Raw genomic sequence first — 16,483 nt, 5'->3', positions numbered from 1 at the left:
TTTCTTTTTCGGTGTTGCCATAATTAAAATTACTCTTTTTATGAAAACACTCCTTAAATTTCTAATATCAAATGTCCACTTTTTGCTGACGATTTACATACTTGGGAAACAGGCTGGTGTTCGGCTGGAATACATCAGACAGGGAGTGACAATACCTGTACAGTAGGTGGTGCACCTGCTCCAATGATATTATCCATAGAAGAAACCTGCTCACAAACAGGTGGAGGTAGCACTGGTGGGGGAACAGGTGACGGAGGACTGGGACAGATCGGAACAGGCGGAGTTATTGATTTAGGAGGATATTATAATACGCTTCCGTTTGTTTCTTTAGGGTATCAGTATTATCAAACCGAAGACCCGATGGATCCCAATTATGTTCATTACACCAATGTAGCTAATTACTTTATATCATTAGGAAATACCTTAAACCAATTGAGAGCAACTAATCCCGATTTATTTTACTATACTTTTTTCTATTTTAAAGATAAAGGGATTACTATAAAAAGTAAATCTTTTATCACAGAACGTCTAATAGGATTAAATGAATGGTATGTAAAAGCCAATAGCAATCCTGAAGCTTCTGAAATGAATAATCAATACTTTTTGAACTGGGCTTTTGAGTATTTGGTATTAAATCCTACTGTTAAATGGCAGGATTTTTATAATGAGTATTTGGCGACACCATGTGATAAAATAAAAGCTCAAAGAAACAATGTTGATTTTTATGCTAAAATGAATGTGTTAGAATCTAATACAGGATTAAAAATGGAAACAGGATATGTACAGAGAAATAATAATGATTATGAATATAAAGATAATGCCTCAGCTACAGAAACCAGTAATTCTTTAGGACTTCCTAATTCTGAACTTGCTGAAAATAAAAATATTAAAGGTTATATGCATACTCATGTGGATGATTTTACTTATTTTGATACATCAGAAGGAGCAGATGCCACAAGATATGGTATAAAAATATTTTCTCCTGCTGATATAAGTTATTTTATGGATATGATAAAAAATGCAAAAGATGCGAACAGACCGTTTGGAGACATCTACGCAGTAATGGTTTCAAGTTCTGTAACTTATCAAATCCGTTTTACTGGAAATCAATACCAGACTAAAACTTTTACTATGGCTCAAGTTGAGGCTTTAAAAAAGTCTTATTTTGAATTTATGAAAAGTAGAATAGGCAAACAGAAACAACTAGAGTTAGGTTTTCTTCAATTCATAAACGACAAAATGAATTTAAAAGGAGTAAGTTTGTATAGAATGAATGCAGACGGAACAAATACAGAAATAAACCTCAATACTGACAAAACAGATACAACAGAAACAAATTGTTAAAACTAAAAATTATATTATGAAATATTTAATATCCGCTTTAATCTTTTTTACTATTTCATGTCATGCTCAAATTATCTCATTAGAAGAAGCTGCACAATGTCTAACAAATCCTAATTGTCCAAACTATAATTATGAAAAAGATATTAATAATTCTTTGAATAAATATGTTAGTAATTGGAAAGGTACTTATAATGGTAAAACGTATGAAATTCAGCTCAAAAAAGGGATATATGAAGACATAGGAATAAGAAGAGATAAATTAATTGGGAGAATGAAAGTAATTGATTCTAACGGAAATATAGTTTATAATTCTTTTAACGAAATCAATGATGCAACGATTAAATTTAACGGCGTGGGATTTCAAAAAGATTTAAAAGCATACATGATGTATTTTATTGGCAACAGTGAGTTTGCATGTGGTGAAGAAGGTATTGTTTATTTAAGAATTAAGCCAGAAACACCAAATAAAATGAGTATACTTATGTTACAAGATGCCGATATAACTTGGGGAGAATGTCCCACTACCTATCAACCCACTATACCTTATAAAAAATCAATATCTTTAATAAGACAATAGATTAAAAGATTTAAACCCTTATGAAAAATAATTGGCTCTATCATAATATCAAGAGAAAGCCATTCATTTTAAATAATTAACCTTGATCAAAAATGGTCAAGGTTATTTTTTAACTCCTATTCTCATTTTTTTGAAACTAATGCATTATAAAGCTTATGAACTATTCCTTAAAATAATCAAATTAAAATGCACGGTTGGGAAAATGTTGGGAAAAATTCAAAAATAAAAACCGTAACACTTTGAAAAATTAAGTATTACGGTTTTATATTGTGGTCCCACCTGGGCTCGAACCAGGGACCACCTGATTATGAGTCAGGTGCTCTAACCAACTGAGCTATAGGACCTCAAAACTTGGTTAAATTTTGTGTTTGCAAAAATAGTAAAATTTCTTTCACTACAAAATTTTTTATCGCTTTTCTTGGCAAAGTTCTACCAGCACGCCGTTTGTAGACCTTGGATGAAGGAATACAACTAATTTGTTATCAGCACCTTCTTTCGGTTCTTCAGAGATAAACTGAAATCCTTCTTTTTTTAATCTTTCTACTTCTTCCAGGATATTTTCAACTCCAAATGCCAGATGATGGATGCCTTCTCCCTTTTTATCAATAAATTTTGAGATTGGACTTTCAGGATTACTGGCTTCTAAAAGCTCAATTTTACTCTCACCTGTTTCATAAAAAGAAGTTACAACACCTTCTCTTTCCACAGTTTCTTTTTTATAGGATTCTTTTCCTAATAATTTGGCAAAAAGTTCATCAGAAACCCCTAAAGACTTTACAGCAATACCAATATGTTCTAGCTTCATAAATACTATATAGATATAATTAAATCGTAAATTTGATACTACAGTTGAATTTCAAAGTATCAATTCAAACAAAAGTACTAAATTTGCAGAAATTATGGAAAGTAACAGACAAAGAAAAGTAGCACAGATCATTCAGGAAGACTTCGCAGAGCTTTTCCGCAAACAGGCTTCAGAAAGCAAACAGAGCATATTAGTATCTGTTTCAGATGTAAAAGTAACTGCTGACTTAGGAATTGCTAAGATTTATTTAAGCATTTTCCCGCAGGAATTCCGCACCGCTGTGATGAAGGAGATTGAAGAAAACAAACCTCAATACAGAAACTTCATTGGCCAGAAAATGGCAAAACAGGTACGTATTATTCCACAACTTAACTTTTACCTGGATACCGCTCTTGATGATGTTGAAAAACTGGAAAGAGAATTAAGAGGCGAAGGTGACAATCCTGTTTTATAGATCTTGAAGAATATTGCATTTTACATAGCATCCAGATACCTTTTGGCTAAAAAAGGCAGTACTGCTGTCACGTTCATTACGTGGCTGTCTGTAGGTGCCATGACGGTTGCTGTGGCTGCAATGTTCGTCATTATTTCTGTTTTTTCAGGACTTGAAGACCTGAACAAAGACCTTATTTCTAACCTTCATTCAGACCTTACTTTAAAAAGTGTTTCCGGAAAAACTATTAAAAATCTGGATAACGTTAATAAAGTTCTGGGCAGCAATAAAGAAATCAGCAGCTTTTCCCGTGTTATTGAAGAAAAAGTATACATCAGCTTTAATGGGAAAGGTGATATTGCTTATTTAAGAGGTGTTGATTCCGCTTACATCAAGGTAAACCCAATCAATAAAGAAGTGTTCTACGGAACCTATCCAAGTTTTAAATATTCTAATGAAGTATTGATGGAAAACAGTCTGGACAACAGACTTTCTATTCCTGTTGATTCTTCCAATCATTATGCAACGGTATTCATGCCGAAACCAGGAACAGGGATCATCAATAAAGAGGAAGATATTTATAATAAAAAAGATATTTTAGTAACAGGTGTTTTCCCCGGAAAAGATCAATTGGACAGTTATATCATTTCTCCTATTGAACTTACAGAGGAATTACTTAGTCTGCCCAAAAAATCAGCTTACCAGATTGTTATTAAATTAAAAAATCCAGAGAATGCAGATGCTGTAAAGCAAAGTCTGCTTTCTTCTCTTGGAAAAAGCATAGAGATCAAAACTAAGGAAGAAGAAAATGCTGCTTTCTGGAAAATGATCAATACAGAAAAACTATTCATCTATCTGATTTTTGCGTTGGTAATCTTCATTACAACCTTTAATCTAGCCGGAGCCATCATTATTCTTCAGCTTGATAAAAAAGAACAGGCAAAATCTTTGATATCTCTCGGCTTTCCTTTAAGCCATTTAAGAATGACCTATTTCTACACCGGATTATTAATTGTTGTTTCCGGAGTAATCACAGGATTGATTCTTGGAACAGCACTTTGCTATTTCCAGCTTTATACTGAATTCTTCAGAGCTAATGAAGTTCTTCCTTTCCCGGTAAAAATTGTAGGAAAAAATTACTTTATCGTAGCACTTACTGCTTCACTATTCGGATTCACCATTTCATGGTTCTTTTCAAAAATCAGTAAAGAATATATTGCTAAAAACTAATATATTAAGTTTATATATTACATTAAATTAATATACTCCGTTTTCATTTTTTTGTACCTTTACGCCCCAATTTTAAAGAAATGAAACGAATTTTATCTTTTTTTCTGTTAAGCTTTATATTTATAAATGCCCTCGCTCAAATTCCGGCAGGGTACTATAATAATGCGGCAGGTCTAAGCGGTGCTAATCTTAAAACAGCCCTTAAGACAATCATTACCACGGGACATGCCACCAACATCACTTATAATGATGTATGGAGTGCTTATCAAACTACTGACCGTGATTATGATTATGATAACGACGGTACCATTCTGGATATTTACTCAGAAACACCTGTAGGGCCGGATCAATATAATTTCATTTATGGACCTACGGATCAGTGTGGATCCAGTGGTTACTCTAGTGAAGGCGACTGCTACAACAGAGAACACGTTGTTCCTCAAAGTTTATTCAATGAGGCTTTACCTATGAGATCAGACGTTCACTTTATAAGAGCCACTGACGGAAAGGTAAATAACGAAAGAGGTAATCTACCTTTTGGAAAAGTAGGTACTTATAATTATCTCTCTCAAAATGGTTCCAAAAGAGGAAATTCTGTATCTCCGGGATATTCAGGAGTAGTATTTGAACCTATTGATGAGTTTAAAGGAGATATCGCGAGAATGATTTTCTATTTTGTAACAAGATACGAAAGCCAACTTTCCGGATTCTCTACCGGTAATATGCTTGCTCAAAACACATATCCAAGTCTTCAGGATTGGGAATTGAACCAGCTTTTACTATGGAATACGCAAGATCCCGTATCTGCTTCCGAAATCAGAAGAAACAATGCTACTTATGCATTTCAGGGGAACAGAAATCCATATATAGATCATCCTGAATATGCCAATATGGTTTGGGGAACTCCTGTAGTGGATACACAAGCACCAACAGTTCCTACGAATTTAATTGCCAACAATCCAACTTCCAATTCAATTGCGGTAAGCTGGACACCTTCAACGGATAACATAGGAGTAACTTCATATGAAGTTTATGCTAATGGGGCTCTAAAAGCTACGGTTTCCGGAACAACAACTTCTACGGTAGTGTCTGGATTATCTCCATTAACTCAGTATACATTCTATGTTATTGCTAAAGATGCTGCCGGAAATGCTTCCACACAAAGTAATAATGCTGTAGAAACTACTCTTGACGGACCTGCAGGAGGCGGAAGCTGTGGAACTGAAGATTTCAGTACAATGCTGGACGGATCTTTTCAGTCAACGTCGTATTCTACAAGAACATGGACAAATAATAATATAACATGGACATCGACTTTAACAAGAACAGATCAAACTATCAATGGTAAAGCTGCTTGTACTCAAAAAGGTACTTTAACAAGTTCTCTGATTAGTGGAGGGGTTCAGACCTTAACGTTAACGACTCAGCTTAAGTTTAGCGGTAACAGTGGTAACTTAAATGTATTAGTGAATGATGTTCAGGTAGGAACAATCCCTTACAGTGCTACAGCAAACACCACTACAATTAATGTAGGGGTAACCGGAAATGCTGTTATTAAAATTGTAAATCCAAACAATGACAGAGTTGCTATGGATGACCTTAGCTGGACATGTGCTACCTCATTAGCCACAGTGGAAACTAAAAAAGACAAATCAGAATTCATCATCTACCCTAACCCGGTAAGAAACAATGAAATGTTTGTAAAAGGAGAAAACCTTAGCAAGGTTTCAAAAGCTGACATCTATGATCTTTCCGGAAAATTGATTGAAACGATTGTCAATCCTTTCAGACATTCTAATAAGATCAATCTTAAAGGGCTTGTAAAAGGAACTTATATCCTGAAAACAGACACTTCTTCTGCGAAATTTATTGTAGATTAATTATTAAAAAATATTTCAAATCAAAGGCCGGATTTATCCGGTCTTTTTTTTATTTTTGATGTATGGATTCCAATAAAAAATTAGGATTGATAGGACGAAATATTTCTTATTCTTTTTCTAAAAAATTCTTCGAAAATAAGTTTCAAAAGCTCATGCTGAAAAACTTCTCCTACGATATTTTTGACCTGAAAGAAATCAATGAAGTAGAAAACCTTTTTTCTTCTCCTGAACTTTTAGGATTCAATGTTACCATTCCTTACAAAGAGAAAATAATTGATTATCTTGATGAATTAAGCGATGAAGCAGAGAAAATAGGTGCTGTGAATTGCGTCCTTATCCAGGATGGCAAAAAAACAGGCTATAATACCGATGCTTTCGGATTTGAAAAGACGTTGCTTTTACATAGAAAACCTATACAAAACAAGGCTATTATTCTGGGAAATGGTGGTGCTGCAAAAGCAGTTAAATATGTTTTGGATAAACACAATATTCCTTCCGTAACTGTTTCAAGAAGTACAGAAATCAATTTTGAAAACCTTAGTAAAGAAACGGTTGAAGAGTACAAAATAATCATTCAATGTACACCAGTAGGCACTTTCCCTAATGTGAAAGACTGTCTGGGTTTCCCTTTTGACGGACTTTCTTCTGAACATCTGGTTATTGATCTGATTTACAATCCCAATTACACCCAATTCATCATCAATGCCTCTGAAAAAGGAGCAAAAACAGTCAATGGATACTATATGCTTGAACAGCAAGCAGAAAAAGCTTGGGAAATTTGGAATTTTCAAAAAAAATAACATAAATTAGTACTTTAATTGGCCTTAAAGCTATATATAAAGGATATTAACGCCACTCACATAAAAGATTTGCTATGACTACAGAAAACAATCTTTCTGAAAACGAAGAAAAGAAAATTCCTAACGAAGTATCTCAGGACCCATCAGAAAACGCAGTTTCTCATGATGCAAACCAACATGAAGAGGATACAGAACACCTGGAAGAACATGAAGAGGAAGAAGTTTCCCTTGCGGATGCGTTGAAGGAAATGGAAAAAATCATCAACACTCCCAATGCCGGTGAAAACTTCAAAAGATTCAACCAGCTGAAAGAGAAGGCAAGTCATTACATCCATGATGAAGTGGAGGATAAAAAACATGAATATGTTGAAGGAGGAAACCCTGTTGAAAGCTTCAGCTATGAGCATCCTTCTCAAGCTAAATATTCTGCTTTGGTCAATATTTTCAGGGAAAAGCATGACGACTTCCAGAAAGGACAGGAAGAAGAGCAAAAGAAAAACCTTGAGCACCGTCAGAGCATTATTGAAAGACTTAAAAATCTATATACAAGTTCCGAACCGGGTATCAATCTTTTTAAATCCATCCGTGAAATTAAAGAAGAATGGTCAAAAGCCGGACAGGTTGCCAAATCTGAATTCAAAATTCTTAACAATAACTATTTCCACCACCTGAATCAATTTTATCAGATGCTGGATCTGAATAAAGAATTTCTGGAGCAGGAATACAGCCACAACCTTGAAAAAAGAGAACACATCATTGCCCGTGCTAAAGAACTGGAAAACGAACCAGTGATTCAGAAGGCTTTAAACGAGCTTCAATACCTTCATAAACTTTGGAAAGAAGAAGCTGAGCCCGTGGCAGAAGAATTCCGTGAGAAAACATGGGAGGAATTTAAAGAGATTTCAAACAAAATTCACGAAAGAAAATCTGAACTTTCCGCATCTATTGAAAAAGAACAGGGTGTAAATCTTGAAAAGAAAAACGAGATCATTGCTGAAATCAAGAAACTTTCTGAGCCATCCGAAACTCCTAATCACAACTACTGGCAAAATGCCATCAAAAGAGTTGAAGATCTGCGTTCTGAATTCCTAAAAACCGGAAGTGTACCAAGAAAATTATCCAACCAAAACTGGAATGATTTCAAAACAACCCTGAGAGGTTTCAATACAACGAAAAACAACTATTACAAATCGTTGAAAGGATCTCAGCAGGCCAATCTTGAAGAAAAATTAAAACTGATCCAGACTGCACAGGATAATATGAACAACGAAGAATGGGATATTGCCGTTCCATTATTCAAAAAACTACAAGAAGACTGGAAAAAGATCGGACATGTTCCAAAGAGCATGACTAATAAAATCTGGGATGAATTCCGTGATGCATGTAATGCATTCTTCAACAACTACAGAGAAAAAAGCAATACATCTACCGATAACTGGAAGGAGAATTATAAAAACAAAAAAGCGCTTCTTGACGAGTTGAAAGAAGTTTCTAATGAAGAAGGCAGTATCGAAAAAATTGAACAGATTAAAACTTCATGGAATAATATCGGTAAAGTTCCGAGAGATAAAATTTCAATCAACTCTGAATTCAATAAGACTTTAAGAGAGAAATTAAAAATAAACAAAATCAATGAACTTGAACTGAAAGAAGAAGGCCTGACTGAAAACCAGCTTACTGACAAAGCAAGAAAGATTAAAAATCAAATCTCTGATCTTGAAGCAGAAATCGTAAAACTGGAAAACAACCTTTCTTTCTTCAACAAACCATCAAGAGAAAACCCTCTTTTAAGAGATACTTACAATACGATTGATGAGAAAAAAGCTCATCTGGAAACATTGAAACAAAATCTCCACACTATCATCAGCGGAGACTAATACATAACAAAATAAATAAAGGCGGAGCAAAGCAATTTGTCTTCGCTTTTTCTTTTTATATACTATGAACAACGACGAACTTTATATCAAAAGATGTATCGGACTGGCTCAAAAGGCCCTTGGCCATACCTATCCCAACCCTCTTGTAGGAAGTGTGATTGTACACAATGGCAAAATCATTGGTGAAGGATACCATCATAAAGCAGGAGAAAATCATGCAGAGATCAATGCTATCAATTCCGTCAAGAATAAAGATCTTATTCCAGAAGCAACAATTTATGTATCTCTGGAACCATGTGCACACTATGGGAAAACTCCGCCATGTGCTTTAAAGATTAAAGAACTTGGATTTAAAAAAGTGGTTATCGGCGCTATGGATTCCCATGATAAAGTGAATGGTAAAGGAAAAAAAATTATTCAGGATGCAGGGATTGAAGCCATTTCAGGAATTCTTGAAAAAGAATGTATTGAACTGAATAAAAGATTTTTCACCTATCATGAAAAGAAAAGACCTTATATTATTTTAAAATGGGCAGAATCCGGTGATGGTTTTCTGGATAAGGATTTTAAACCAACCGCTGTTTCCAATACATTGGTGAATCAGTTTGTTCATCAGTTAAGAGCTGACGAGCATGCTATTTTAGTAGGAACACAAACCGCTTTACATGACAACCCAAGTCTTACGGTAAGAAATGCTGAAGGAGTAAACCCTGTCAGAATTCTGATTGATTTTGATTTAAAAGTTCCTTCTGATTTCAATATTTATAATCCTGAGGCAAAAACTTTAGTTTTAAATTCTGTAAAGGAAGGTACCGAAGGACATATTCAATTCATTAAAATCGATAAAAATAATTTCCTGCCTGAACTTATGGAAGCATTGTACAAGGAACAGATACAGTCTGTCATTATTGAAGGCGGCCGTTTTACCCTTCAGCAGTTTATCAATGCTGAACTTTGGGATGAAGCAATGATCATTAAAAATGAAAATTTGAAACTGGAAAACGGAACAAAATCCCCGGAATTTAACCATACAGCAACTAAAACCGAAATATTCAGAGATAATACGGTTTCATTTTTTAAAGCAAAATAAAACCATTTTATCACTGTCAAATGAAATATTTTATTTACATTAGTTTTACTAAAAAAATTAATACTATGAAAAATGTAAAGAAAGTTTCAAGACAGAAATTGAAAACAGTTCAGGGAGGTATTGCCCCTCAATGCTGTTCTTACTATCCACCTTCACTACAAAAGTGCTGTGCAACTCCTTCAAGTATGAGCTGCCCACCACCTTGGGTAGAAGGAACATTCCCATGTTAATATTATCAATCCAACAAAAAAATATTATCATGAAAAATTTGAAAAAAGTATCCAGAACCAATATGAAAACCATTAAAGGAGGTGTTTTTGTAACCTGTACGCTGCCTAATGGCGAGCCTACTAGATGTAGAGATAGATGCCCTCAGGATTTCTGCGGTCCAACAAGCTATATGTGCCTGATCCCAATGGATCTGTGCGGAGATGTAATGTAAGAGATTAATTTTACATTCAAAAAATTAAGATAAGCCGTCAAAATTTGACGGCTTAATTTATGATTATGATGCAGAATCCTAAAGCATTTAATATTTTTGCAAAACAAAGCAGGAACTCCAATGACGTTTGAATACAAAACCATAGAAAAACCTATAGAAAATACTCTTTTAAAAGAAAAAGGAAGCAAGTTTATCGGATTTGCTTACCCGGTTACCACTGAAAAAGAATTGAAGAGTGTACTGGAGAAAGTGAGAGAAGAACATCCAAAGGCTACCCACCACTGCTATGCCTTCAGAATGGGGTTAAATGGTGAAAACTATCGTGCCAACGATGATGGTGAACCTTCCGGAAGTGCTGGGCTACCTATTTATAATCAACTGCTGGCTAATGAAATCACCAATATTCTTGTTATTGTTGTCCGTTATTATGGAGGAACCAAACTGGGCGTTTCAGGATTAGTAAAAGCTTATAAAGAATCTGCCAAAATTACCCTGGAAGAAGCCAATATCATTACAAGAGAACTGGAAACTGAAGTTGAGATCCAGTTTAATTTCAATCAGCAGAACATCATTTTCACCTTGCTATCAAAATTTGATGCTAAAGTTGTGAATTTCGATGCTAATGAAAACTGCATTCTTACCGCATCTTTGAAGCTGGCACAAAAAGAAAGCATCTCAGAAAAGCTTTCCGAGATGCAATATGTTTCATTTGAATTTAATGATTAATCCCTTCTTCCACTAAGCAGCAAAGAAGCCCAGTAAAGAAGCTGTGCCAGAGAACCTAAAGCTGCAACAACATACGTTCTTGCTGCCCACTTCAAACTATCCTGTACTCCAACAAATTCTTCTGCAGTTACAGTTCCGGTATCTTTAAGCCATTTCATAGCTCGGTTACTTGCATCATATTCTACTGGAAGCGTTACAAAAGCAAAAAGTGTTGTCATTGCGAACATGGCTACCCCAATAGCAAGAACCGTAGTATTCCCATTCGGATTCTCAATTGATCTTGATGCAGCCATTACCGCAATACCCGCAATAAGAACAAACTGCATCAGATTAGAACTTATATTGACAATAGGAACTAATTTTGAACGTAAATTCAACATAGAATATCCTACCGCATGTTGTACTGCATGCCCACATTCGTGAGCGGCTACTGCTGCCGCTGCCGCATTTCTCTGCATATAAACTCCTTCAGAAAGATTAACTGTTTTATCTGCCGGATTATAGTGGTCCGTCAACTGCCCGGGAACTGAAATTACCTGAACATCATTGATCCCGTTATCTCTCAACATCTTTTCCGCTACTTCTTTCCCCGAAAGTCCATTTCGAAGGTGTACATTGGAATAATATTCAAATTTAGATTTCAACCTGGAAGAAACCCACCAGCTGACCAGCATTGAAATACCAATAATGATATAATAACCCATCATTTTGTATAAATTTTGTGTTTACTTTTCATCCATAATGATGTAAAAACTGTGCCAAAGTATAAGATAATATTATTTATATTTGTCCTTTAATTCCTCTCAAAAAACATGTCTACAATTTCAATTATTGAAGTAAAAACTGCGGGTCAGCTCAAGCAATTCGTAAAGTTTCCGATGGATTTGTACAAAAACAATCCTTACTATGTTCCGTCCTTTATCAATGACGAAATCAACATTTGGAATGCTGATGAAAATCCGGCACTTCAATATTCGGAAGCGAAACAATATCTAGCGTATAAGAATGATAAAATTGTGGGAAGAATTGCAGTTCTCATCAACCACAAAGAAGAGAGAGAGTTAGGAATCAAAAAAGTACGTTTTGGATGGATCGATTTTATTGATGATGCTGAAGTTTCGAAAGCACTTATTCAAAAAGTAATTGATTATGCCCAAGAAAAAAATATTGATAAAATTGAAGGCCCCATGGGCTTCACCAATCTTGATAAAGCAGGAATGCTTGTAAAAGGCTTTGATCAGCTGGCAACAATGATTGGCATTTACAACCATGAATATTATCCTCAGCACCTTGAAAAATTGGGTTTAACCAAAGAAAAAGAATGGGTAGAGTTTGAAATCATATTCCCGGAAACCTTACCTGAGAAAATCCATAAATTCAATCAGCTTATTTCTGAAAAGTATAAGCTGAAAGTTTTAAAATTCAAAACAAAAGAAGAGATTATTCAATATGTGGATCCCATGTTTGATCTTCTGGACGAGACCTACAAACATCTTTCCACCTACACTCCTATTTCGGACGAGCAGCGTAAAACATACAAAGAGAAATATTTCAAACTTATTGATAAAGACTTTATCGTTTGTATTGCAGATGAAAACAACCATCTGGTTTCTTTTGCCATTACGATGCCTTCTTATTCTAAAGCTTTGCAAAAATCCGGAGGAAAATTGTTCCCATTCGGCTGGTGGCATTTTCTACAGGCTGGAAAGAAAAACGACAGAGCCAATTTCTACCTGATCGGAATCCATCCTGATTATCAGAGAAGAGGAGTTACCTCTATTATTTTCAAAGAAATCTGGGACATATTCAGAAAAAAAGGGGTAAAATTCCTGGAAACAAATCCGGAACTGGAAGAAAACAAAAGTATTCAATTGCTGTGGCAGGATTACAATCCTGTAAATCATAAAAGAAGAAGAACCTATTCCATGGAAGTGAACAGGTAATATTGCATTTACACAATCTAAAAGCAATACCACATCTTTAACCTTTGAACATTAAATTCTGAATACTGAAGTTTATGAAACCACAACTCATCATATTTGCTGTTTTAATTGCTGGATTTATCAGCTATAATCTCTTTTTCCAATCACACGATGACCGAACAAACACGGTGATTAATATTGCTTTTGCCAGCATTCTGTTTGGGTACATCTCATTTATGGCTTATACCCTTTTGAAAAAAATGAAGAAATAGTGAAGAAATACCCCATTCATTTCTCATTTTATACCAAAAAGCTCCCTTATTAAAGAAATTCTAAACATCCGAAAAGAACTTCATGAGACATTTTCCTGTATACTCACTACAAAAAATGGAAAAAAATAAGGTAAAAAAATAATGGCAAAAAGCTAATTTTTATTGATTCTAAATTACCGATTTAGCCCATTTTCATCCGACTTTTAAGCTGATAAATTTCATGCTTTCTTGTTTATTCGCTAAATTTGCAAATTGAGATAATAATGCAAAAATGAATTTACCTGAAAGTTATATTCCAATCCTTATCCAGGCTGGTGTAGCAGTAGGATTTGTAGCTGTTTCTTTGCTTGGGGCACATTTCTTGGGTCCACAGCAGAAAAAAGGAGACTCTGTAAAAAACCAAAGCTGGGAATGTGGAGTTCCTGTAGAAGGAAATGCGAGAACACCGTTTTCTATCAAGTACTTCCTGACTGCGGTATTGTTTGTCCTATTCGATATTGAAATCGTATTCTTTTATCCTTACGCTGTAAACTTCAGAGAATTTGGTATGGAAGGATTCCTTGCTGTATTGACGTTCGTTGCGATATTCTTCGTAGCGTTTTTCTATGTCTGGAAACGCGGTGCGCTGGATTGGGATAAATAAATTTTAACATTAAAAGATTGAACAGTTTAATCGTTAAAATGACCAATGATTGAATTTGAATGCTTTAGTCTTTACATATTTAACAAAAGAAAATGTCAGATAAAAAACCAGTAATAAGAACAGATGCACCTGCTCCCGAAGGCTATGAAGGAGAAGGGTTTTTCGCAACAAAACTGAGCAGTGTAATCGGGATGGCAAGAAAGTTTTCACTTTGGCCGTTACCCTTTGCAACCTCTTGTTGTGGTATTGAGTTTATGGCTACCCTGAACCCAACTTATGATGCTTCAAGATTTGGTATGGAAAGAAACTCTTTCTCTCCAAGACAGGCAGATATGCTGATGGTTTGCGGAACTATATCAAAGAAATTGGGACCTGTCCTGAAAGAAGTGTACACTCAGATGGCTGAGCCGAAATGGGTGGTAGCAGTTGGAGCTTGTGCTTCCAGCGGTGGTATTTTCGATACGTATTCTGTACTTCAGGGAATTGATAAAATTATTCCGGTAGACGTATATGTTCCCGGATGTCCTCCAAGACCTGAACAGATCATTGAAGGTGTAATGCAGGTACAGGCTCTCGCAGAAAGCGAAAGCATCAGAAGAAGAGACATGCCTGAATATCAAAAATTATTAGATTCTTACAACATAAGCAACTAAACGGAAATGACAAACGAATTTGTATTAGAAGCCATCACAAGAGAATTTCCGGAATCTGTCATTTCAAGCTCAGAACCTTATGGAATGCTGACGATTGAAGTGAAGAAAGATGATATTAAGAAAATCATTCACTATCTGAAAGATTCATCACTGGAATTTAACTTCCTTACGGATATCTGTGGTATTCATTATCCTGAATTCCCTGAAAAGGAAATTGGTGTTGTCTACCATTGCATAATATGATGGCCAATTTCAGATTACGTCTGAAAATCTTTATGTCCAGAGAAAATATTGAAGTAGACTCTCTTGTGGAGCTATATGCAGGAGCTAACTGGATGGAAAGAGAAACGTATGATTTCTATGGGATTAAATTTAAAGGACACCCGGATCTGAGACCTATTTTGAATATGGAAGACCTGGGATACCACCCAATGTTGAAGGAATATCGCCTTGAAGACGGTACAAGAACCGACAAGAACGATAGCATGTTCGGAAGATAAAAAAGCGAATGGCCAATGGCAGCTAGCCAATAGCCAGAAGCAAATAGCTAAAAGCAATCATTATGAAAGATAACTCATTATCTAATATACTAAACCAGTACGAAAGTAAGGAACAGATTGATGGACAATTATATACCCTGAATCTAGGACCTACCCACCCTGCTACTCACGGGATTTTCCAGAATATCTTAACGATGGACGGAGAAAGAATCCTTCATGCAGAGCAAACTGTAGGATATATCCACAGAGCATTTGAGAAAATTTCTGAAAGAAGAAACTATTCTCAGATCACTACTCTTACTGACCGTATGAACTATTGTTCTGCACCCATCAATAACTTAGGTTGGCACATGACAGTAGAAAAACTGATTGGCGTAAAAGTTCCAAAACGTGTAGACTATATGCGTGTGATCTTGATGGAACTTGCAAGAATCGGTGACCACCTGATCTGTAACGGGGTAACCGGAATGGACTCAGGAGCGATTACAGGTCTTACTTATATGTTCATCGAAAGAGAACGTATTTATGATATGTATGAGCAGATTTGCGGAGCCAGAATGACCACCAATATGGGAAGAATCGGAGGATTTGAAAGAGATTTCACCCCTAAGTTTCATGAGTTATTAAAAGACTTCCTGAAAACTTTCCCACCAAGATTCAAAGAATTCTGTACCTTATTAGAAAGAAACAGAATTTTCATGGACAGAACCATCGGTACAGGAGCTATTTCTGCCGAAAGAGCATTAAGCTACGGTTTCACAGGTCCCAACTTACGTGCAGCAGGTGTAGATTATGATGTAAGAGTTGCACAGCCTTATTCCTCATACGAAGATTTCGACTTCATTATTCCTGTAGGAACTTCAGGAGATACTTACGACCGTTTCATGGTTCGTCAACAGGAAATCTGGGAATCAATTAAAATTATCAAACAAGCATACGAAAACCTTCCGGAAGGACCATTCCACGCGGATGTTCCTGATTTCTATCTTCCTGAAAAGGCAGATGTTTATCAGAAAATGGAAGCATTGATCTACCATTTCAAAATCGTAATGGGAGAAACTGATGTACCGAAAGGAGAAGTTTATCATGCTGTAGAAGGTGGAAACGGAGAATTAGGTTTCTATCTTGTGAGTGACGGAGGAAGAAGCCCTTACAGACTTCACTTCAGAAGACCATGCTTCATCTACTATCAGGCATATCCTGAAATGATTACAGGTTCTGTAATTTCAGATGCCATTGTAACGATGTGTAGTATGAATATTATTGCGGGAGAATTAGACGCATAATTA

The 16,483-nt window shown here is 35.5% G+C and carries 17 protein-coding genes, 1 tRNA gene and 1 pseudogene; 16 read left to right on the top strand and 3 right to left on the bottom strand.

Annotated features, from left to right (window positions below; translation table 11 throughout):
- The first annotated feature begins 183 nt into the window (after positions 1–183).
- Both BOQ62_RS20420 and BOQ62_RS20415 read left to right on the top strand, forming a co-directional pair.
- Entirely contained in the window at positions 184–1,344 is a 1,161-nt protein-coding gene (locus BOQ62_RS20420; RefSeq protein ID WP_129042208.1) for a hypothetical protein, read from the top strand.
- 16 nt (positions 1,345–1,360) lie between these two features.
- On the top strand, positions 1,361–1,921 hold the full coding sequence (locus tag BOQ62_RS20415; RefSeq protein ID WP_129042207.1) for a DUF6705 family protein: 561 nt from the start codon (positions 1,361–1,363) through the stop codon (positions 1,919–1,921).
- Positions 1,922–2,191: 270 nt separating this feature from the next.
- Here the strand turns inward: BOQ62_RS20415 and BOQ62_RS20410 are convergent.
- Positions 2,192–2,265, bottom strand: a tRNA-Ile gene (locus BOQ62_RS20410).
- A 62-nt stretch (positions 2,266–2,327) separates the two neighbouring features.
- The gene (gene mce, locus BOQ62_RS20405; protein ID WP_129042206.1) at positions 2,328–2,726 is read right to left on the bottom strand and encodes a methylmalonyl-CoA epimerase; all 399 of its coding nucleotides are present in this window, start codon (positions 2,724–2,726) and stop codon (positions 2,328–2,330) included.
- A gap of 94 nt (positions 2,727–2,820) precedes the next feature.
- Here mce and rbfA point away from each other — a divergent pair, with 94 nt between their 5' ends.
- The 9 genes from rbfA (at position 2,821) to BOQ62_RS20365 (ending at position 11,204) form a co-directional block, all read left to right on the top strand.
- A complete protein-coding gene (rbfA, locus tag BOQ62_RS20400; protein WP_027373534.1) occupies positions 2,821–3,180 on the top strand; it encodes a 30S ribosome-binding factor RbfA in 360 nt (119 codons plus the stop codon).
- Between the two features lie 3 nt (positions 3,181–3,183).
- Positions 3,184–4,389: an ABC transporter permease gene (locus tag BOQ62_RS20395; RefSeq protein ID WP_129042205.1), complete on the top strand. Its 1,206-nt coding sequence runs from the start codon at positions 3,184–3,186 to the stop codon at positions 4,387–4,389.
- Positions 4,390–4,469: 80 nt separating this feature from the next.
- Positions 4,470–6,269, top strand: coding sequence for an endonuclease (locus tag BOQ62_RS20390; RefSeq protein WP_129042204.1), 1,800 nt, complete (start codon positions 4,470–4,472; stop codon positions 6,267–6,269).
- Between the two features lie 62 nt (positions 6,270–6,331).
- Positions 6,332–7,069, top strand: coding sequence for a shikimate dehydrogenase family protein (locus tag BOQ62_RS20385; RefSeq protein WP_129042203.1), 738 nt, complete (start codon positions 6,332–6,334; stop codon positions 7,067–7,069).
- Between the two features lie 74 nt (positions 7,070–7,143).
- Complete coding sequence (locus tag BOQ62_RS20380; RefSeq protein ID WP_129042202.1) at positions 7,144–8,946, top strand: DUF349 domain-containing protein; 1,803 nt, start codon at positions 7,144–7,146, stop codon at positions 8,944–8,946.
- Between the two features lie 64 nt (positions 8,947–9,010).
- Positions 9,011–10,036 (top strand): bifunctional diaminohydroxyphosphoribosylaminopyrimidine deaminase/5-amino-6-(5-phosphoribosylamino)uracil reductase RibD, encoded by a 1,026-nt coding sequence (ribD, locus tag BOQ62_RS20375; RefSeq protein WP_129042201.1) that lies wholly within the window; start codon positions 9,011–9,013, stop codon positions 10,034–10,036.
- Between the two features lie 65 nt (positions 10,037–10,101).
- On the top strand, positions 10,102–10,266 hold the full coding sequence (locus tag BOQ62_RS22630; protein WP_164976807.1) for a bacteriocin-like protein: 165 nt from the start codon (positions 10,102–10,104) through the stop codon (positions 10,264–10,266).
- Between the two features lie 29 nt (positions 10,267–10,295).
- On the top strand, positions 10,296–10,478 hold the full coding sequence (locus BOQ62_RS20370; protein WP_129042200.1) for a bacteriocin-like protein: 183 nt from the start codon (positions 10,296–10,298) through the stop codon (positions 10,476–10,478).
- A gap of 120 nt (positions 10,479–10,598) precedes the next feature.
- Positions 10,599–11,204: an IMPACT family protein gene (locus tag BOQ62_RS20365; RefSeq protein WP_129042212.1), complete on the top strand. Its 606-nt coding sequence runs from the start codon at positions 10,599–10,601 to the stop codon at positions 11,202–11,204.
- Here BOQ62_RS20365 and BOQ62_RS20360 read toward each other — a convergent pair.
- On the bottom strand, positions 11,201–11,911 hold the full coding sequence (locus BOQ62_RS20360; protein ID WP_185146813.1) for a zinc metallopeptidase: 711 nt from the start codon (positions 11,909–11,911) through the stop codon (positions 11,201–11,203). The two genes, BOQ62_RS20365 and BOQ62_RS20360, sit on opposite strands and share 4 nt — an antisense overlap.
- A 105-nt stretch (positions 11,912–12,016) precedes the next feature.
- Between BOQ62_RS20360 and BOQ62_RS20355 the strand changes: the two genes are divergently transcribed.
- The 5 genes and pseudogenes from BOQ62_RS20355 to nuoD all read left to right on the top strand — a co-directional run bounded on the left by BOQ62_RS20355 (position 12,017) and on the right by nuoD (position 16,480).
- The gene (locus tag BOQ62_RS20355; protein WP_129042199.1) at positions 12,017–13,147 is read left to right on the top strand and encodes a GNAT family N-acetyltransferase; all 1,131 of its coding nucleotides are present in this window, start codon (positions 12,017–12,019) and stop codon (positions 13,145–13,147) included.
- A 522-nt stretch (positions 13,148–13,669) separates the two neighbouring features.
- Positions 13,670–14,041, top strand: coding sequence for an NADH-quinone oxidoreductase subunit A (locus tag BOQ62_RS20350; RefSeq protein WP_047428392.1), 372 nt, complete (start codon positions 13,670–13,672; stop codon positions 14,039–14,041).
- Positions 14,042–14,133: 92 nt separating this feature from the next.
- Entirely contained in the window at positions 14,134–14,694 is a 561-nt protein-coding gene (locus BOQ62_RS20345) for an NADH-quinone oxidoreductase subunit B (protein ID WP_002983540.1), read from the top strand.
- 6 nt (positions 14,695–14,700) lie between these two features.
- Positions 14,701–15,194, top strand: a pseudogene (locus tag BOQ62_RS24160) (NADH-quinone oxidoreductase subunit C).
- Positions 15,195–15,256: 62 nt separating this feature from the next.
- On the top strand, positions 15,257–16,480 hold the full coding sequence (gene nuoD / locus BOQ62_RS20335; protein ID WP_047096007.1) for an NADH dehydrogenase (quinone) subunit D: 1,224 nt from the start codon (positions 15,257–15,259) through the stop codon (positions 16,478–16,480).
- The last annotated feature ends 3 nt before the right edge of the window (positions 16,481–16,483 follow it).

Source organism: Chryseobacterium sp. CH21, assembly GCF_004119445.1.
GTDB lineage: Bacteria > Bacteroidota > Bacteroidia > Flavobacteriales > Weeksellaceae > Chryseobacterium.
Note: the sequence above shows the minus strand (reverse complement) of the source record. Positions and strands in the feature narration are given on the sequence as shown.